Genomic DNA, 19,350 nt, shown 5'->3' on the forward strand with positions numbered 1-19,350 from the left:
GCTTCCTTCAGATTCGCAGTCACCCGCGACACCCTTGCCGTTCAGCTAACTCTTCCCCTTGTCGGGCGAGTAGAGGACTTTCACCTCCAAGTGAGTGCGCCCTGCCGGGCGCACCATAAAAAAACCCGCCGCGGCGCGAGCCGGGCGGGTAGCAATGCAGGCGCCAGCACATGGCCAGCGCCTGGTATCAGGCAATTAGAAGTTGCCCTTGAACTGCACACCAAACTGACGTGGCTCATTGATGAAGCCCGTGCGGTTGTTGAAGTCGATGGCGCCCGTGATACGCTGGGTGTCGGTGATGTTGCGGCCAAAAGCGGCCACTTCATACTTGCCGGCATCCCAGGTGTAGCCCACGCGCAAGCCACCTTCGACCATCGGCTTGCCGGTGAACTCGGTTGCTTCATACAGGAAGAAGTTGATCTTGCTGCGGTAAGCCCAGTCCGTGAAGACGAAGAATTCGCCGTTTTCCATCGGGATCGAGTAGCGGCCGGTGGCGGTGATCGTCCACTTCGGCGCTTGCGGCAATGGATTGCCATTGATGATGGCGAAGCCGGCGGTGTTTTTCGGATCGGTCACGGTGCAGCTGCGGCATGTGGCCACCGACAGGGATGGATCCTTGATTTCCGTGAAGTTGTAGCTGCCGCCCAGGGACATCTTCAGGCTAGGCGTGACAAAACCTTCCAGTTCCAGTTCCGCGCCGCGGCCATTCGTCTTGGCTGCATTGATCAAACGCGTCACGTTCGAGGTGCCGCCAACGACCGTCAATTGCTGGTTTTTCACCTGGTAGTTGTACAGGCTGAAAGCAACCCGGGCGCGGCGCTCGAACAGGTCGGCCTTGATGCCCGCTTCGAACGAGGTGATCGTTTCCGCATCGGCCACGGTCACAGACACATCCTTGCTGGCTGGCGCGATACTTGGCGCGCGGAAACCGGTGGCGATACGGCCGTAGAAGTTCACGTCCTTGTTGTACTTGTAGGTACCGCTCAGATCCCAGTTGACCTTGGCTTTGCTGACATCGGCGCTGGTTGGGTTGATTTGCGGGACGTTGTTCGCTACTAACGTGTTGAAATCCTTCTTGTCCTTGGTGTAGCGCAAGCCGGCACGCAGCATGAAGTCATCGTTGACGGCATAGTTGACGGAACCGAAGGTGGCCCAGGCCGTGTTTTTCTGGCGGCTGGCCAGGTGCGAAACGAGCGCATGGTCGCCACCGCCGAAGTTATCCGTATAGCCGTTGGCATCTTCGTTGAAGTAGTACACGCCAGCCTGCCAATTGAGCGGACCGGCATTTTTCGATTCGGCGCGGAATTCTTGCGAGTACTGTTTCACGCTGCTGATGCCGCCAGCGGTTTCCACCGGGAATGGAATCGCTGGCACCATGCCTGGTGCGCCACCGTCGATGTCGCCATGCGACACATACTTGCCCACGCGTTCGAAACCGGTGATCGAGTACAGCTTGACGCCGTCGAGTTCCCAGCTCAGGCGAGCGCTGGCGCCATTGGTGCGCAGCTCCTGGAAGTTCAGGGCATCGGTGTAGGATTTGGTCGGATCGAAACCGTCGACCAGGTCATTCGTGCCAAGCTTGATGGCGTTGGCGAAGAACACGCGCGCGCTACCCGTGGTGCTGCGCTGATGCACATTGAACAGAGCGTTGAACGTACCGTTCGGCGCATACATCAATTGCACGCGTTCCGCGTGTTCGTTGTAGCCGTCCAGGGCGTTTTTCTTGCCCGTAAACGTGTTGTCGACGTAGTCGTCGCGATGCTGGCGCAGGGTCGAGACACGCATGGCCCATTCTTTGCTCAGCGGCACGTTGACGGCGCCGTCAAAGTTGGTGGTGTTGTGCGTGGCGGCGGAGACGTTGTAATAGCCTTCAACCTTGTCCAGCTTCGGCTTGACGGATTCGAACTTGACCACGCCGGCAGGCGTGTTGCGGCCGAACAAGGTGCCTTGCGGGCCGCGCAGCACTTCGACGCCAGCCACGTCGAAAATCGGATAGCCCTTGAGGATAGGATTTTCTTGCACGACGTCATCGTAAATCAGGGAAACAGGTTGCGATGCAAAGATGTTGAAGTCGGTATTGCCGTAGCCGCGGATGTAGAAGCGGGGGAAGGTGCGGCCATTCGACGATTCCACGTTCAGGCTCGGCACTTTGCCGGCCAGCACGCGGATATCCTGACCACCGGATACCAGCACGTCGAGCTTCTCGTCGCGCAACAGCGACACGGAGACGGGCACGTCGCGGATATTTTCCTTGCGGCGCTGCGCCGTCACGGTCACGGTTTCCAGCTGGCTGGCGGCAGGGGTCGTATCAGCAGCGGCTTCATCAGCATAAGCCGAGCCGATAGGCAAGGCAGCGGACAGTGCCAGCATGGCGGCGCTTTTGGCGCACAAACGCTTGTGCATCTTGGACATCTTGATCATGTTGTTTCCCAGAAGTTTAAAAAAGAATTGCGAAACCTGTCTCCGGCTTATGTACGGCGCTGGATGATCGTATGCACCATCACGGTGCAGCAGCGCGAGCGGATGTCTCTCCGCACCTGGCGTCACTGGCTCTGCCCTGGCTGTCGTCCAAGCTGACAGCGGTCTGGCCGCATCTCTGGGATGTCTGATGAACACCAACTTTTGAGTAAGGCGCCAATTTAATTCAAGCGCCTTATGCGCTGCAAGAATATTGTTATGTAAAATATTCATTCATCAACATAAAGAGCTGACTAGTGGTTATTCAGCCACAATAGCGCTCTCGCCTTGCCGTTTCACCCGGTGACTTGCCCCAGGGCGCGACTTTTTCGCCAACCATGGGAAAGTCGAATTGGCGCCCTGCAAGACAGCCCAGAGCGTAAAAATAGTTGTAATATCGCCAGAATTGAGCTGCCAGGCCGCGCCCCGTTCCAGTGCGACAGCAGCCCCCTGCACCATCGTCGATAGCCTCCATGCCAGAACCAAGCCAGCCCAGTAACGCCGTCCCGTCCTCCACCGTTGCCGTCCAGGCGGCGCACTTACTGCTGAGCGCACATTGCGACATCGTCTGGAGCACGAAAACCTTCGGCCAGTTCGATGCCGACCAGCCGTCCTGGCGCGCCTTCACGGGCCAGACCGAGGCAGAACTGCTGGGCCGCGGCTGGCTCAATGCCCTGCATCCGGACGACCGCAACTTGCCTTATGTCATGCCCTCGCATCTGATGACCGTGTTCGAAGCGGAATACCGGCTGCGCCACGTCAGCGGTGCCTACCGCAATATGCTCGTGCGCATGCTGCCTGTGCTGGCGCCCGACGGCAGTATTCTTGAATGGCTGGGCTCGCATTGCGACGTGACGCAGCAACGGCAGACGGAACAGCGGCTGCGCCTGGCCATGCAGGGTGGCCGCATGGGCACCTGGGAGATCGACCTGGGCAGCGGCAGCATGGCCTGCTCCGACGCGTTCAAGGCCAATCTGGGCTTGCCGCCTGCCAGCCACATCGACTACGCGCAGCTGATGGGCGCCATGCTCGACGGCGACCTGCAGCACTGGCAGGCGGTGGTGCACGCCGCCATCGCCAGCGCCAGCGATTTCGAAATCGACATCCGCGTGCGCTGGCCCGATGGCGCGCTGCACTGGGCGCACATGCGCGGCACCTGCACCAGCGATGGCGCGGGCAACGTGATTGCCCTGTCCGGTATTTCGCTCGACTTGACGGCCAGCAAGCAGAACGAGGAAACCCTGCGCCTGACCCTGGAGGCCGGTGAAGTGGCCACCTGGAACTGGGACATCGTTGCCGACCGGGTCACGGCCGACATCAATATGGCGCGTTTGTTCCCCGTCCATGCCGATGCGGCCACGGCGGCGCCGATGGCGCGCTACCTGGACATCATCCATCCCGATGACCGCGAGCAAGTCAGCGCGCAGATTACCCAGGCGCTGCACGCACACACGCCGTTCGAGGCCAGCTACCGCGTCGGCGCTGGCGATGGCCAGTACCGCACGGTCATCGCGCGGGGTCGCGCGGAATATGCGCCCGATGGCACGCCCTTGCAATTTCCAGGCGTCCTGCTCGACATCACGCGCCAAAAACAAGTGGAAGATGCGCTGCGCCGCAGCGAGGAACGCTACCGCACCCTGATCGAGCTGATGGATCAGGCCTTTTGCGTGATCGAAATGCTGTACGACGAGCAAGGCCGCCCCATCGACTTCCGCTATCTGGAAGGCAACGCCGCCTTCGTCAAGCAATCGGGACTGGACAACGCCATCGGCAAGACCATCCGCAGCTTCGTGCCCGACCATGACCAGCACTGGTTCGACCTGTACGATCAGGTCGTCAAGACTGGCGAGCCCGTGCGCTACGAAAACGAAGCCGTGTCCATGGAGCGCTGGTTCGAGGTCTTCGCCGCGCGCCTGGGCGGGCCCGGCAGCCACCTGCTAACGGTCCTGTTCAGCGACATCAGCGAGCGCAAGCGCTCGGAGCAGCAATTGCGCCAACTGGCCGACAACCTGTCCGAGATGGACCGGCGCAAGACGGAATTCCTGGCCACCCTGGCGCACGAACTGCGCAACCCGCTGGCGCCCATCCGCAACGGCTTGCAAATCATGCGACTGGCCGCCGACAAGCCCGCCACCGTGGCGCGCGTGCGCGACGTGATGGAGCGGCAAGTCAATCAGATGGTGCATCTGGTCAATGATTTGCTGGACGTGGCGCGCATCACGCGGGGCCAGATCGAACTCAGGCCGGAACGCGCGGACTTGAAAACCATCATCGCGGGCGCCGTGGAAACGAGCATGCCGCTGATCGAAGCGGGCCGCCACCAGTTGCAGGTGCAACTCGCTGAAGAGGCGCTTCCGCTTGAGGCCGACCCCACGCGCCTGGCGCAAGTACTGGGCAACCTGCTCAACAATGCCGCCAAGTACACGCCGGCGGGCGGCCATATCAGCTTGCGCGCCTTACGCGATGGCAACGAGGCATTGATTGAAGTCCAAGACAGCGGCGTGGGCATACCCGCCGAGTCGATCACGACCGTGTTTGACATGTTTACGCAAGTAGGACAAAACATGGGCAGGGCTCAGGGCGGCCTGGGCATCGGCCTGTCGCTGGTGCGGCGCCTGGCCGAGCTGCATGGCGGCAGCGCCACGGCGGCCAGTCCCGGCGCCGGCCTAGGCAGCACCTTCAGCGTGCGCCTGCCCCTGCTGCGGGAGGAAGCGAAAGCGTCCACCGCACCGGCCGCGCCGGATAGCGCCGTCAGCGGCCCGCACCTCCGCGTGCTGGTGGTCGACGACAATGTCGATGCGGCCGATACCCTGGCCGCCGTGCTCGACATGATGGGGCATGCCACGCAAGTGGCCCACGATGGTGCGCAAGCGCTGGCCGTGGCGCCGCAATTCTTGCCAGACGTCATCTTCCTCGACATCGGCTTGCCCGGCATGAACGGCTACGAGGTGGCGCGCGCGCTGCGCCGGATACCGGCCGGCGACGCCGCCGTGCTTGTCGCATTGACGGGCTGGGGCGCAGAAAACGACCGCAGCCAGTCGAGCGCGGCCGGTTTCGACCACCACTTGACCAAACCGGCCAGCCTGCTCGCCATCGGCGAATTGCTGGCCACCCTTTCCACACCAACAACACCGACAAACCATGACTGAATCCCTGAACCACGTCCGCCGCCACCTCCTGCTGGCCAGCGGCGCCGCCATGCTGTGCCCGGCACCGCTGCTGTTTGCCGCGCCCGCCACCAGCCTCGCCGCCGCCCAGACGCAGCTGGCCGCGCTGGAACAAGCCGCAGGCGGACGCCTCGGCGTTGCCGCCTGGCGCCAGGGCAGCGAGCTGCGCGTTGCCTACCGCGCCGACGAACGCTTTCCCCTGGCCAGCACCTTCAAGGCGATGCTGGCGGGCGCCGTGCTGGCCCGCAGCGTCAGCCAGCCGGGCTTGCTGGAGCAGCATGTGCGCTACGAGAAAAAAGAACTGGTCACCTATTCGCCCATTACGGAAAAGCATCTGGCCGACGGCATGAGCGTGGCCGACCTGTGCGCCGCCACCTTGCAGTACAGCGACAATAGCGCAGCCAATTTCTTGATGACATTATTGGGCGGGCCGCAAGCCGTGACGGCGTTTGCGCGCAGCATCGGTAATACGGTGTTCCAGCTGGAGCGCTGGGAGACGGAACTCAATAGCGCCATTCCCGGCGAAGTGCGCGACACGGCCAGCCCCGCGTCGATGGCGCACAGCTTGCAGCAATTGTTGTTGGGAAATAGCTTGCCGGCGCCGCAGCGCCAGCAACTGGACGCCTGGATGCGCGGCAACACGACGGGCGACAAGCGCATCCGCGCCGGCGTGCCAGCCGGCTGGCAGGTAGCGGATAAAACGGGCTCGGGCGCGTATGGCAGCGTCAACGATATCGGCGTCGCCTACCCGGCCAGCGGCGCACCACTGGTGATCGCCGTGTACTACACGCGCGAACAGAAAAAAGCGGAGACGAACCAGGACATCATCACGGCCGCCACGCGCATCGTGACGGCCGTGCTGGTCTGATTATTTCGGCAAGGCGGCCATGAAACCCGCGTAAGTGGACCAGGCGGGGTCGGCCGCGCTGCGGATTTCAATCGGGAATTTCGGGCGCGACGCCAGCGCCGTGTTCAGGCGATTGAAAAACTCTTCGCCCGACTGCGTGTAATAAATCCACTCGCGCAAGTTTTCACCCGTCGATACCAGCGCCAGGGTGGCGAAGCCGCCCTCTTCCACGACGGGCGCCAGCGCCGCTTCCAGCTCTTCCATGTGCTCGCGCTCGTTCGGCGCGGGCATGCCCGTCTCGTCCTCGTAACGCCAGGCGATAATGATGCGGTCCGGCTGCGACGACAGGTCCCAGTCGTCATGGAAGGCATCGACATAGCGGTAGATGATGGCCATCTCGTCGCTATGCGTGACGATGGTGCCCCAGTTGCGGGCGGAAGTGGAATTTTCGTTCATGGTTGCAACAGTCAAAAAGTGAAATCGGGCAAAGGGCGAGCAGTCTACAGCACTGGCGGGCAAGTCACATTCCAGGCGTCGTACTGGGTGCCGCTCTTGCGCAGCCAGACACGCGCGTAGCTGTCGCGGTCGCTCTTGAACACCAGCGCATAGCGCTCTTCGGCACGCGGCGCGGCGGCGCCCACATCGACGGCCGCCAGTGCAAACTTCAGCGCCCGCAACGGCGCGCAGGCAGTGTTACCGGCCATTAATAATCGCGCCCGCTCCAGCAGCGGCTTCTGATACAGCAACACGCCTTCCAGTTCCGCATCAGGGACGCGCTGCAGCATGTGCACGGGTTCAGCCACCGCGCGGCAGGTACCACGGTCGAGCCAGGCGTAATACTCCATGCCCGCCTCCTGCCAGCGCGCCTGCTTGCCCTCGCCGTGCAGCACGAACTTGGTGCGCTGCGTGCGGCACAGCGCACCATGGCCACGGTAAGGCGACGTTTCCACGCTGCCCACCACTTCGCTGCCACGTCCACCCACCACGGGCACGCTCTCGAACACGGTGCGCGCAGCGGGCTCGCCCGGATATTGCTGCGCATAAAATTCCAGCAAGGACGCGCGCTGCTGCGCATCCACCACCGCCTCGGCGGCACTGGCAGAGAGGCACACGGCCGACACTACACACAGCGCCAAGGGGCGCACGAAATATCCTGGCATGTATCCTGGCATGGCATTCCTTCAATCGACGTTCAGGGGCGGGTATCGCCCAAGCGCAGATTATATAGTTAGCAGGACATACAGGGAGGCGCGGACGTCAGGCCGTGCGGAAGTTGACGCCGCCAGCGAGCAACTTGGCACCGCAGGTGGTGGTGTCGCCCTCAAAGGCGATGGCGATGCCGTTGATGCTGTGCCGGGACGAGCCGCTGGCGATCTTGCAGCCCTGATGTCCCTTGATGGGGCAGCTGCACAGGTCCCCGACGCAGGCGACCGCAATCCCCTTGACCGTGAAGTGCGTGGCGGCACAACTGAGCACCTTGCCGCCGTGCGACGTGGCGTCGCCCAAACGGATGACTTTGCGCATGCTGCCTCCCTTTCTACTTGTCCGCCGCGCTTTCCAGGATCGCTTCCACCGATGGTGCCGCGTAGTTGGCCGGGTCGACGGCCGGGGTGATGCGACTGCGGAAGATATCGCCATTGGCATCCTGCTGCTGGCGTTTGGCGTCCGATGGCGGCGTGATGAAGATGATGCTCGCTTCGTTATTGTCGCGCAGATTGATCGCGGCACTGGCGCCACCGTCGCGATAGCTGCCCATCACGCCAATGGCCATCTGCATGAACCAGGTGGCGGCACCCGTGTTGCCCAGGCGAATATCCGTATTGATGAACTGCGCGCTCTTGCCGCTGTCGATTTCCGGTCCGCCCTGTGCCGTGTAGTCATGCAGCATGCTTTCGAGCATCAGCAACTGTTCCGGCTGGTTTCCCGTGCCGGCCACGATGCGCGCTGCGCCCTTGGCGCGCTCTGCCTCGGGTAAAGTTTGTAATGCCTGCTGCCAGCCCGCATTGAACAACTTCTGCCGCGCATCGCGCCGCGTGACGGGTCTGCCCTCTTCATCCGTGAACTTGACGAACACGGGGCGGTGCACGAAACCGAATGAGGGCAGGCGGTCAAATGTTTCCATCTGTTCCCGGTTCCAGGGAATGGGAAACCACGGCGTCGGCTTCCAGTCACGCGGGGGGCGATTTTCCCAGGGATTGAGCTTGTCGAACGTATGCAAGCCCGCGCCGCGGATATCGGGCCGCTGGGCGAAAGCGGCAGCGGCGGCGAGCCATTCGGCGACGGTGGGTTGACGAGGTATGGGAGGAAATTCCGCTCCTAATTCCTTATCTGGTTTCGCCAGAGATTCCATCAATTGATAATACATCGCTCTGAATTTCTCTTGTACGAACTTATTTCCAGGGTCATCCCATATCGATGGCCGCAAAAATTCAACACGTTCGCGCCGTGCCAGCACAAATGCTACGGTGGTATCGGGCATCTCGGGTATGTAATATCCATCCCGCAACATCTTTGCCTCCCCTTTCGCGCGAATGCCATCTCTCGTCCCCGCACTATCATCAGCCATCAGAACCACGTACGGCACGTCAGGATGAGTATCAAAAAACTCAAAGATGTTGAGCAGCAATTTATCAGGATGTTCAGCCAGACTCCAGGGAGCTATCGAAAACAAATGCCATGCCATCCCGGACGTCCCAGCACCGGCAACCATTCCAGCCATCGGCACTCCAGCTTCAAGCTGTTGCTTAGAATCACGAATTGGTGGGCCAGCATAAAATGACGGCACGCCCCAGTACAGTGGTGTAAAGTTGATTCCGTTCTCCATCGCATCGTATGCCCGCCCTCCGCTCACCCCATTTTTATCCAACGCGCTCCACGCGTACTTGCTCTTGTCCTGTTCTCGGATAGAAGTAAAAGCACTTCCTTTTTGTAAGGCTTCCCACAGCTTGGATTGCCGATACTGCTCAAAAGTCACACCAAGGCCTATCACTTCCAAGACATATTCATCCCGTAATTTCGGGACATCTACACTCTCTTTCTGAACCTGCGAAGATCTTTTTTTCAGTGCCGGCTCTCGTGCATTTGCTTGTGCCGATACACTGATCCACCTAACAAATAGGACAAGAAACAGTACTAGCAATGGAATACCAATCCAACGAACGATGGTCATGATGACCTCCTGTTCTAACTATTGAAAGGTATCGCTCCTCAGTGAATCGCAGAGCGAGCAGAAAACTATAGACATCTAAAATCATTCAAGTTTTCGACTTCTTGACGTCAGAAGTCTTTTTCCCGCTTTTGGTCTCTGATATGACGATTTTCCACAAAGGCCCTATCAGCAACGGTAGATCAGCGGGTAAAACACCCGAGTTGTAATAAGATATGTTCCCTTTAATTACATTTTTTCTCCAACTATTTTCCACATCAAAATACGTACGGAAATTCTCAAGAAACTCCGACCATAAAAGGATTCCTGGCCGTCGTTTTCCACTTTCGTACGATATTTTCACTCGCCAATCCGCCACCGCACACAGATACGCATAGAACAGCGGATCGGATGACGCCTTGCCGCTGCCAATCGCCACGTCATATGCGGTCACCTGGCTATGATTTTTCGTGCTACCGATAATGGAACTGTGGAAAGATTTGGCACTGACTTCCCGCTGCCAGCGCAAGCGCGCCTCGTTCGGGCTTTCCTGAATTTTCGCCACGACATTACTGTCAGGGTAGCGTTGCGCCGAGACAATTTCGCGTTGATCCAGCTTGTCTTTCATGTCCAGTCCTTTTTCCTTGTTGTAGCTTGCCGTCATCAATGCCAGCTCTCGTGGAGTGAGGTGTTCCACCCGTTCGGGAAACTTTTGATAACCGCCAGGATCAGGACGATATTCGCTGCGTAGCTGCATGCCAGTCCCGCTCGTCAGTGCGACCGACGCATCGCAGGGATCGACATCCTCCGCAGGTCCCTGATCGGCAACAGGACGGTTTCTCATCATGGACGTAACCGGGATATTCGCCGGCTCGATTTGCGATGTGCCGCGCAGGTCGGCGGCCACAGGCTGTTTCAATACTTCGCCCGTGATGGTGCGTATGCCATTGCGCTGCGCTATCTTGCTCAAGCTGGTATTGACGGGCCAGGCCACCGCTTGATGTTGTGCACGGTGTTTTCGCAGAGAAACCTCCACATGCGACTGCTCGGTTTCCGTCGGCAGGCGCAACGGAAAGTCAAAAGGTGGCGGCTTGCCTACCAACGACACCGTAGTCTTTCCCGTAGCCGGATCAAGGCGGGTCTTTTCGCTGAACACGCGTTGATAGAATCTGCCACCCAGTTCCGCCAGCGCGCCGCGTACCTGCTTGTGTTCCACCATCTTGGTATGACCGGAGGAAATACTGTACCCATCAAGACTGGATGTCTCCTCTTCTTCCACCAATTCACTTCCCAATGCATGATCGGGCACGCCATCCCACCCTATGCCCTGGATGTTATCGAGCGCCACCGTCATGTCTTCAGGACAAAAATACAGATAAACCTTGCGGCGGTTGTCACGGTCGTCGGCGCTCTGCCAGCGGTTGCCGACCATGCCGCGATGCTCATCCTTTTTCAGGTCGGCAAACGGCGGCTGGCAGGCCTGTCCACTGCCTTTTGCCACACCGGCCACGATATTAGCCAAAGTCTTCAGGCGCGCGCCCAGCGTCTGCGTACCACTGAGCAAATGGTAATAGGGCTTCATCGCCGCATCCTCGCCGCCATCGAACCAGGCGGCGCCTCGCATCAACAGAGGCAGGCTGTCCACCAGACTGTACGGCGGATGCGTGAGTATCAAATTATCGGCCGGCGCCAACCCCTTTTCCATCAGCATGGCTTGCGCCAACAGCGACAGCAGGCAGCCCTGGCTGTGCGCGACGATGCTGACGGTGTCCTGGGCATCATAATCGCGGATCATGGAAATGAGCGCGGCCAGACGCTGGGCCGCCAGTACCATGTACATGCGGCCAGGCGCCGTCCTCAGCGGACGCAAGGCATCACCCATGGGATCCGCCGGCGCATACATGCCCGGACGCCACATGTCGGGCAAGCTGCTGGTGGCGTTGCCGAAAGGGCCGCCTTCCTTGGACAGATCCTTGTCCAGCCGGTTGCCGTAGCGATCGACGAACTGACCGTTGACGGTGCGGCATTTTTCTCCCGCTTCACGGTAGCCCCAGTAAAATGGGATCACGGGGCTGTTGGTATCCTTGGCGATCGTGCGCTTGAAGAAGACGGCGTCGGGATCGTCTTCCAGTTTGTCCTTGTCCGCCGCCACAGGCATACGGTAAGACGCGGGCGTAAATGGCCGCCCCAGCCTGGCGGCCAGGCCGGCGCACAAGCCGTGCTCCACCGCCTTGTAGCTGACGCCCACATCGTTGACGCCATGGATGACGATGATATTGCCCGGCAGGTTGCGGCGTATTTTCACCTTCTTGCAAACGGTGCGTTCGCAATGCAGGATCGCCACGTCGTCGCCCACCACGTACGGCACTTTCGGATAGCTGCCCATCGCACTCTCCTGGCGTCATCAATCCTTGTTGTTGAACACTTCGATGGCGGCCAGGTGCATCGCGGCGCGCTCCAGCACCTCTGTCTTGCCGTCCCCGTCACTGCGGCCATCGGCCGACGAGCCATCCTCCAGCTTCACGGCAAAGTGCGCTTGCGGCGCCAGTTGCGGTTCCTGCGGCACGCCATCGACGGCGCTGTCGTCGCCCTCGTAGTGAAAAATGAATTGCTGATCGGCCTTGCCCTCGGCAAAGTTTGGTAATTGCACGTCCATGCTTTGCGGATCATTAAAAACAAAATTGGGCGCATTGAAGTTCAGCGGCGACTTGCTGCCAAAGGTGATGCCATCGGCGATGCGGATGAAAGCGCCATGCTTGGAAATCAACACGATTTCATCTGCCATGCCCATCAGCTTGCCTTCGCTGGCTGTCAGCTTCAAATTTTTCGCCGCATTGAATTCCATGTCGTCATGCTGGCTTTGCAGCAGGAACTTGCCATGATGGGCGATGGCACGGATGCCATCCGCATGGGAAAACAGCGAGATGCCCTTGCCCGCGTTCACGCTGTAGCGCTGGCCTGCCACCGCTTGCAGGTGCTGCTGCGCCACCGTATCGATATTGCTGACAGCATAGCTGACGATGGCCTTCGAACTGGCAAAGCTGATGCCGGCCGGCGCCGTAACGGCAATCGTCGCCGCACCACCCAGTTCGGCACGGGGCTGCGTATTGCTGCCGCCTTCCCAGCTTTTCAAGCTTTGCTGCAACTCCTGCTGCGCTTCGTCGGCGTTCTCCAGCGCCTGATGCGTGGCCGCATAGCTGCCCAGCGAGCGAAACAATTCCAGACAGTTTTCCATCAGGCCCAGATATTCGCTGCGCGCCATGTGCCCGCCCTCGCCATTCAGCCGCTTCCAGGCGGAGAGCAGCATGCCCTTGCCAGCACGCATGGCCAGTTGCTCATCGGTGCGCAGCTCGGCGCCCTCGCCGCGTGCTTCACCCTGGCCATTGCGCCGGTCCTGCGTCAGCCAGCCCAGGTTGAGCTGGCTGGAACCGTGATCGCTGGCAAGCTGGGCGTTGATTTGCCCATGCACATCGTCAAAGCGCAGTTGATTCGCGCGCGTGCCCTTGATCTCGCGGCTCTTGATGCCGGACAAATAACGGTTGCCGGGCAGGTCGCCCGCCTTGCTCAAGGCAACCGGCTGCGCATTATGGTTGTACAACTGGCCCACGATGATAGGCCTGTCCGGATCGCCGCCCAGGAAAGCCAGCAAGACTTCGCTGCCCACGCGGGGCAAGCCCAGGTAGCCGCATTGCTGCATGCTGCCAGGTCCGTTTCCCGCCCAGCTCGACGCGACGCGCACCCAGGCCGAATCGGCATCCGTGTCGGAGGCGCCCGTGCCGCCTGCATGCTCATGGTCCCGCTTGCGCGTGGCGGGAAAGCGCACCTTGACCCGGCCCATGGCGTCGCAATGGACTTCCTCATTCGCCGGTCCCACCACCATGGCGCTTTGCATGGTCACTGGCGGCAAATCACTGCGCGTGTCGTAGGCAGGCACGATGGCCACGCCGCGTCGCACTGCCGTCAGTTCAATATGCATGCGCAAGGGGCCACCGTCCACGGCAGCCGCCAGTTCGCGCTGCGGCAGCGATGTGTCATCAGCCAGCCAGCGGTTGCGCGCGAACAGGCGTGCCACCCTGGCGGCCAGCTCCCTGGGTAAATTATTTTGCGCCGCCACCTGCAGCGACGTGACGACAAAATCGCGCGCGGCTGCGGGCAAGGCGTCGATGTCAGGGTGCTCGTCCAGCGTAAAGTATTCACCCGGACACAAGTCGCGTACGCTGCCTGCGGCGTGAAAACAATGGCTCTCGTAATCGTGCTGCTGCATGGCCAACATGCCCAGCTGACACAATGCCTCATGATCGTTGCCCGCGCGCGGCGGCAGCACGCGATAATCATCAAGAGTCACGGCAATGGCATTGCCATGCATGCCTTGCTGCCCCCGTCCCAAGGCATCGGCGGTCATGAATGGCCGCGCGCGCGGGTGTTCCTCATTCCAGCTATGCCGCGTCACCTTGCCCGCCTGCAGCTTGCGCAGTTCGTTCCACGACGTCAGGGTGTCACGCTCTTCAGTTGCCCGGTCCGCGTGATAGCGCACCGTGTCGGCCATGTTCTTTCGCAAGCCATCGCTGTGGTTGAATAACACCAGGGTATGCGCCGGCTCGGCATCTGCATTCGTACTGCCCTCCGCGCGAAAAAACCAGGCAACGCCGCTGCGTTTGAGCAGGCGCCGCACGAAGGACGCATCAGATTCATTGTGCTGCATGACAAACTCGCGCTGCGGATACGTCTGCGCCTCGAAGAAATCGGCAAATGCATACTGAAAAGCATGCGCCAGCACGGTATTGCTGCGTATCCATTCGTCGAGCAAGGTCTTGACGATTTCGATATCCGTCAGGCGCCGGAAGACGCGCGTATTGCAGCGTTTTTCCATGATGGCGAAGGCATCCGTCAGCACCAGCTGGTAGCTGGCCAGCGCGCCGTCGCTGTCGCCGGCACTCGCTTGCGTGACGATGCCGCAAATACTGCGCAGCTGGCCCTGGTCGGTGACGATATCGAGTGCGGCGGGCAAGGCAATCAAACTACTGAGCGGCAAGTCGGCATGCGTCGAGACGCACAGCACGCGGTACTCGATGCCACCACAGATGGCCTCGCTGCCGGCGATACGCTGCGGTATCAGCACGCCGGCGGGCACCTTGGGTGACACCCCCAGGCGCAGGCGCAAGGGACGCTGGGCACCCGATATCGACTCGTCACCGTCCATGGCATTCTCCTCATGCACGCTTGCATCTCATCAAGCTGGAGAACCGACAATGCCATGGGATGGCAGGGGAATACTTGATATTTAGTAAGAACCCGACAAGGTTCCCATAACTGCCATCAACCTTTTCCACTTGGCCAGCACGACGGCGCGCAATCGCTGCGCCCCATTGTCCAAGCTGAAACTTTCTCAACGCATCAGCGCTGGTAATTCTTGAAGAAATTCCAGCTGATCACGGTGGCGTCCGGGCCCAGTTCATCGCTGAACGGCCAGCCGGGAGGACCGCCGCTCCATGCGTGGTTCATGCCCTCGACCGTGTACTTTTGCGCGATGACGGCGCCGTTGTGCAGGTAGGTGTCGATGGTATAGCTGCGGCCATATGGCACGGTCTGGCGCACGATGCTGTCGGCACGGTAGCGCACGCTGTCATTGTCGAGGCCATCGTCGCCAAAATCGCTGGTCTGCAGGAATTGCTCGATGGTTTGCTCGCCGTTGACGGGATTGACGACGATATCCGAGGTGCCATGGAACACCATCGTCGGCATCAGGCGGCGCGGCGAACCGGAGCAGCGCCAGGCATCCTTGCCCCGTACTTTCGGGTCGAAGGAACTGCCGTTGAACAGCGAATCGGCGGCCGTGAGCATGCCGATGGCGCCCTTGTACATGCCGCCCGAATGCACCATCACGGCGGCGAACACATCTGAATAACAGGCGGCCATGATGGAGGCCATGGCGCCACCAGCCGAGATACCCGTCACATACACGCGGCTATCCTGCACCGCATACTTGTTCTTGACCTTGTTCAAGATGCCCATCAGCACGGCCGGCTCGCCCGTGCCCCGCTCCTGGTTCAGCGGCAACATGAAATTCCAGCAGCGCATGGGATTGGCCGTGACGTTCTGGCGCGGATAGACGACGATGAAGTTTTCGCTGTCGGCCAGCTGATTGTAGCGGCTGACAGCGGCCATGCTGTTGGGCTCGGATCCGCAGCCATGCAGCATCAGCACCACGGGCAGCGGCGTGTTCGGATTGTAGTTGCTCGGTAGCCAGACCTGGTATTCGCGCGTGCCCCACAGGCTCGCGTACAGGCCGAAATCCCACTGCCCGGCGGCAGCCGGCAGCGCGGCCAGCAAGCCGCAGGCGGCGATCAGTGCAGATAAGAAGTAACGCAGTTGATGATGCAGATGTGCCATGCCAGTCTCCTGATTATTATTCACGACGAAAACAGCGACAACAAACCGGCTTGACGCCCGTCAAGCCGGTACTTCTGACCGGCGAAGCCCGACCCGACGGGTCCGGCCCCGGCAGTGAAGAACTTTAAAATTTGTAACCTGCCTTGGCGATGATCTGGCGTGGCGGACCATAGAAACCGTCGAGGATGAACACGGCCGGAATGTTGTAGCCATCCGTGCGGTAACGTTTGTTGCCCAGGTTGCTGCCATGCAGGCTGAAGGTCCAGTTCTTCGGCGCTTCCCAGACGACGCCAGCCGTCCAGATGCTGTAACCGCCCTGCGCCAGGGTTGCGCTCAAGTCCGTGGTCGGATACACCTTGCTGCGGTAGCCATAGCCGACCATGCTGCGCAAGGCGCCGCCGAACACGTCGCGGTCCGTGCGCGTCAGGTTCAAGCCCACTTGCCGGGCTGGCGTGTTGCTGAATTTTTGCGTATCCGCAATATTCTTGCCGCCACTCATGAACTCGTCATAGTTGGCATCGAGCAAGGCGAGGAAACCGTTAACTTCCCACTGGCGGTTGGGCCGCCACGAAAACTCGAACTCGGCGCCTTTCACTGTCGCCTTGCCCGCATTCGTGAAGTCGCCATAGAAGCCCGGTACGCCGCCCGGCTGCACATAGCTGGTGAAGACGGACAGCTGGATATCCTTGTAGCGGTTGGTGAACAGGGCCACGTTGGCGTCAAACGTATCGTCCGGCGCCGCGTACTTCATGCCCACTTCCAGCGCGTCGAGTTTTTCATCTTTGTAGGGCCGCGCGGAATCGGGTACCACCAGGTTGTTGGCGCGCACGTTGTAGCCGCCGGACTTGAAACCTCGCGACAGGTTGATGTAGAAATTCGTCGTCTTCGACGCTTCATAGCGCACGGAGAGTTTCGGCGAGGTATTGCTGACCGACAAGGACTTGTCGAAGTCGGCCGCCGTCTGGATGGGCCGCGTAAAGCCCACGTCGGCAAAAGCGCGGTTGAGCACGATGGCGCGCTTTTCCTCGCGCGTGTGGCGCAAGCCCGCATTGATGCTCCACACCTTGCCCAGTGGCCAGGTCCAGTCCGTGTACAGCGCCGTGCTGTCTGTCTCCACCGTGCTGAAGGCGGCCGTGAACTGGCGCCCCAGGAAGTTGTTGTAGATACCGCCGCCGGCCGTGCCTTCGAAGCGGTACAGGCCGATCACGCCGGCGCCATAGTCGCCGCTGTACGAGGCCTGCAATTCCAGGCTCTTCTGCTCGTCGCGCGAGTCGCCGAACACGTCGGCAATCGGCTGCGGCAAGCCGTCGAAGTCGATGGTTTGCTCGGACGTGCTGCGCCGCTTGGCGCCGATCACTTTCACCGACCACTCGTTCGACAGCGTGTAGTTGGCCACCAGCGAGCCGCCACGGTTGTGCGTGAAGTTGTTGCCCGGCATGCCGCTCTGGATGTCATACGCATCCGTACTGGCGGGCCGCTTGAGCGGATCGAAAGCGCTTACGCCCATGCGCTGGAAACCGCGCACGCCCGATTTATCGTCCGTGGCGTCCAGGCTCAGCACGACAGTCAAAGGTATGTCCTGCGGAAAGTAGCCGACGGACAGGCGCGCGGCCGTGCTGTCCTGGTCGCTGACCTGTTCGCCATTGAAGGTGTTGCGGCCAAAACCATCGCGATCCAGCTTGGCGGCTGCCAGGCGCGCGCGCCAGGTACCGTTCTCGTTGGCCAGGTTGAAGGCGGCCTTGAAATTACGCTGCTTGTAATTGCCGATGCCCACTTCCGCCGAAGCGCCATTTTCCTTCGCCAAGGGGCGCGAGATGTACTTGATGGCGCCGCCGATGGTGTTCTTGCCGTACAGGGTGCCTTGCGGGCCGCGCAGCACTTCGATGCGCTGCACGTCGAACACGTCGAGCAGCGCGCCTTGCGGACGGGCCATGTAGACGTCGTCAAAATAGATGCCCACGCCCGGGTCCACGCCCCAGACGGGATCGGCCTGGCCCACGCCGCGAATGAAAGCCGTCAGGGTGGTATTCGTGCCGCGCGAAGCGTACACGGTCAGGTTCGGCACGCGCTCCTGCAAGTCGGCCAGGTTCTGGATATTCGCCCGTTCCAGGGCCTTGGCGGAAAACGCCGTGACGGCCAGCGGCACGTCCTGCAGGCGCTCTTCGCGGCGGCGGGCAGAGACCGTCACGGTTTCCATGCGTTCTTTCGCGTCGCTGGCTTCCTGGGCGCTGACAGCGATGGCAGGGCTGGTTTCCTGCGCCTGGGCCTGGGTGGCAAAGGTGCCGGCAACGGCGAGGGCGGCGGGCATTAATTTCATAGCAAGTTTCATAGCGTCTCCAATGTCAGGCTTGCTTACCACCAGGGAAGACGGCCGGATGCCAGAATCGCAAGACGTAACGGTACCCGCGCGCGCGTAGCGAGCACCTGCCCTGCGATGACTGTTTCCCGGCCTCTGCCCGTGCGGCGAGTGGCCTGTTTATTTTGAATGTAGAGTAAGGAAGGACTGCAACAAGGTATTCACACGCTGCGCCTGGTCCAGGGGCGTGGCGTGGCGCGAGTTCGCGATGATCTCGATCTCGCACTGCTGAAACTGTGCGGCAAAGGCCCGCTTGCTGGCGACGGGCGTGTAATCCTGGTCGGCCGCCATGATGAAGACGGGCATGGCCAGGGCCTGGAAATGAAGTTCGATATCCCAGTGGAAAATGGCGTCCAGCGCAGCCAGGTAGGCGCGCTTGTCCATGCCCGCCATCTGCGTGGCGAAGCGCTCGACGAGGGCTTGCTGTGCCGGATCGGGAAACAGTTTCTTGCCGATAATCTTGCCCATGGTTTTCAAGCCGAAGGTGGCGATCACCGTACGCCGCAGCCAATAGGCAAACAGCAACGACGCCGGCTTGCTGCCCTGGAACGGTTGCGAGTTGATCAGGCACAAACTGGCCACCCGGCCGGGGGCGCGGTTGGCCATTTCCAGGCCCACCATGCCGCCCAGGGAAAAGCCGACGATGTGCGCGCGCGGCACGTCGAGCTGGTCCATCAGGTTGAAAAGGTCGTTGGCGAAGTCGCCGATCTGCCAGTCGCCGTCAGGCGCGGGACTGGCGCCATGGCCGCGCAGGTCGGGCACGATCAGGCGATAGCTGCTGCCGAGGGCGTCGATTTGCGGGCGCCAGTCTGCGGCGCAGGAACCGAGGCCGTGCAACAGAAACACGGGCTCGCCCTGCCCTGTCCCAGTGCAGGGATCGAGGTCGAGGTAATGCAATGGAACATCGGATGTCGTGTGACGCCGCATTCTGTCTCCTTGCTGTTGAACATGCTTTGTGTTCAGGTGCAGGAATATGTTTTCCTGCTGT

The 19,350-nt window shown here is 60.8% G+C and carries 12 protein-coding genes; 2 read left to right on the plus strand and 10 right to left on the minus strand.

Going from position 1 to position 19,350, the window contains the following annotated elements:
• Positions 1-195: 195 nt before the first annotated feature.
• Positions 196-2,421 carry a TonB-dependent receptor gene (locus ACQ4WS_RS23420; RefSeq protein ID WP_436479402.1) on the minus strand — a complete coding sequence of 742 codons (2,226 nt, stop codon included), beginning with the start codon at positions 2,419-2,421 and terminating at the stop codon, positions 196-198.
• A gap of 509 nt (positions 2,422-2,930) precedes the next feature.
• Here ACQ4WS_RS23420 and ACQ4WS_RS23425 point away from each other — a divergent pair.
• Positions 2,931-5,606, plus strand: a complete 2,676-nt coding sequence (locus ACQ4WS_RS23425; protein ID WP_436479403.1) for a hybrid sensor histidine kinase/response regulator — start codon at positions 2,931-2,933, stop codon at positions 5,604-5,606.
• Positions 5,607-5,655: 49 nt separating this feature from the next.
• Positions 5,656-6,492, plus strand: coding sequence for a class A beta-lactamase (gene bla / locus ACQ4WS_RS23430; RefSeq protein WP_436479428.1), 837 nt, complete (start codon positions 5,656-5,658; stop codon positions 6,490-6,492).
• Here bla and ACQ4WS_RS23435 read toward each other — a convergent pair whose 3' ends face one another.
• From ACQ4WS_RS23435 to ACQ4WS_RS23475, 9 genes are all read right to left on the minus strand, one after another.
• The gene (locus ACQ4WS_RS23435; protein ID WP_436479404.1) at positions 6,493-6,927 is read right to left on the minus strand and encodes a DUF695 domain-containing protein; all 435 of its coding nucleotides are present in this window, start codon (positions 6,925-6,927) and stop codon (positions 6,493-6,495) included. It lies immediately after the preceding gene.
• A 44-nt stretch (positions 6,928-6,971) separates the two neighbouring features.
• Positions 6,972-7,643 carry a hypothetical protein gene (locus ACQ4WS_RS23440; protein WP_436479405.1) on the minus strand — a complete coding sequence of 224 codons (672 nt, stop codon included), beginning with the start codon at positions 7,641-7,643 and terminating at the stop codon, positions 6,972-6,974.
• An 85-nt stretch (positions 7,644-7,728) separates the two neighbouring features.
• A complete protein-coding gene (locus ACQ4WS_RS23445; RefSeq protein ID WP_436479406.1) occupies positions 7,729-7,995 on the minus strand; it encodes a PAAR domain-containing protein in 267 nt (88 codons plus the stop codon).
• Between the two features lie 13 nt (positions 7,996-8,008).
• Positions 8,009-9,640 carry a type VI lipase adapter Tla3 domain-containing protein gene (locus tag ACQ4WS_RS23450; RefSeq protein ID WP_436479407.1) on the minus strand — a complete coding sequence of 544 codons (1,632 nt, stop codon included), beginning with the start codon at positions 9,638-9,640 and terminating at the stop codon, positions 8,009-8,011.
• 85 nt (positions 9,641-9,725) lie between these two features.
• Complete coding sequence (locus ACQ4WS_RS23455; RefSeq protein ID WP_436479408.1) at positions 9,726-12,002, minus strand: T6SS effector phospholipase Tle3 domain-containing protein; 2,277 nt, start codon at positions 12,000-12,002, stop codon at positions 9,726-9,728.
• 18 nt (positions 12,003-12,020) lie between these two features.
• Positions 12,021-14,816, minus strand: a complete 2,796-nt coding sequence (locus tag ACQ4WS_RS23460; protein WP_436479409.1) for a type VI secretion system Vgr family protein — start codon at positions 14,814-14,816, stop codon at positions 12,021-12,023.
• Positions 14,817-15,010: 194 nt separating this feature from the next.
• Positions 15,011-16,006: an extracellular catalytic domain type 1 short-chain-length polyhydroxyalkanoate depolymerase gene (locus tag ACQ4WS_RS23465; RefSeq protein ID WP_436479410.1), complete on the minus strand. Its 996-nt coding sequence runs from the start codon at positions 16,004-16,006 to the stop codon at positions 15,011-15,013.
• A gap of 124 nt (positions 16,007-16,130) precedes the next feature.
• A complete protein-coding gene (locus ACQ4WS_RS23470; protein ID WP_436479411.1) occupies positions 16,131-18,323 on the minus strand; it encodes a TonB-dependent receptor in 2,193 nt (730 codons plus the stop codon).
• Between the two features lie 159 nt (positions 18,324-18,482).
• Positions 18,483-19,289 carry an alpha/beta fold hydrolase gene (locus tag ACQ4WS_RS23475; RefSeq protein WP_436479412.1) on the minus strand — a complete coding sequence of 269 codons (807 nt, stop codon included), beginning with the start codon at positions 19,287-19,289 and terminating at the stop codon, positions 18,483-18,485.
• Positions 19,290-19,350: the final 61 nt, after the last annotated feature.

It is taken from the genome of Janthinobacterium leeuwenhoeki (genome assembly GCF_051380795.1).
Taxonomy (GTDB): domain Bacteria; phylum Pseudomonadota; class Gammaproteobacteria; order Burkholderiales; family Burkholderiaceae_D; genus Janthinobacterium.

What these genes read in the sequence shown, in the direction of transcription:
- ACQ4WS_RS23420 (WP_436479402.1), bottom strand. Translation starts at nt 2,421, where the DNA reads ATGATCAAGATGTCCAAGATGCACAAGCGTTTGTGCGCCAAAAGCGCC.
- ACQ4WS_RS23445 (WP_436479406.1), bottom strand. Translation starts at nt 7,995, where the DNA reads ATGCGCAAAGTCATCCGTTTGGGCGACGCCACGTCGCACGGCGGCAAG.
- ACQ4WS_RS23475 (WP_436479412.1), bottom strand. Translation starts at nt 19,289, where the DNA reads ATGCGGCGTCACACGACATCCGATGTTCCATTGCATTACCTCGACCTC.
- bla (WP_436479428.1), top strand. Translation starts at nt 5,656, where the DNA reads ATGCTGTGCCCGGCACCGCTGCTGTTTGCCGCGCCCGCCACCAGCCTC.
- ACQ4WS_RS23425 (WP_436479403.1), top strand. Translation starts at nt 2,931, where the DNA reads ATGCCAGAACCAAGCCAGCCCAGTAACGCCGTCCCGTCCTCCACCGTT.
- ACQ4WS_RS23435 (WP_436479404.1), bottom strand. Translation starts at nt 6,927, where the DNA reads ATGAACGAAAATTCCACTTCCGCCCGCAACTGGGGCACCATCGTCACG.
- ACQ4WS_RS23470 (WP_436479411.1), bottom strand. Translation starts at nt 18,323, where the DNA reads ATGAAATTAATGCCCGCCGCCCTCGCCGTTGCCGGCACCTTTGCCACC.
- ACQ4WS_RS23460 (WP_436479409.1), bottom strand. Translation starts at nt 14,816, where the DNA reads ATGGACGGTGACGAGTCGATATCGGGTGCCCAGCGTCCCTTGCGCCTG.
- ACQ4WS_RS23450 (WP_436479407.1), bottom strand. Translation starts at nt 9,640, where the DNA reads ATGACCATCGTTCGTTGGATTGGTATTCCATTGCTAGTACTGTTTCTT.
- ACQ4WS_RS23440 (WP_436479405.1), bottom strand. Translation starts at nt 7,643, where the DNA reads ATGCCAGGATACATGCCAGGATATTTCGTGCGCCCCTTGGCGCTGTGT.
- ACQ4WS_RS23455 (WP_436479408.1), bottom strand. Translation starts at nt 12,002, where the DNA reads ATGGGCAGCTATCCGAAAGTGCCGTACGTGGTGGGCGACGACGTGGCG.
- ACQ4WS_RS23465 (WP_436479410.1), bottom strand. Translation starts at nt 16,006, where the DNA reads ATGGCACATCTGCATCATCAACTGCGTTACTTCTTATCTGCACTGATC.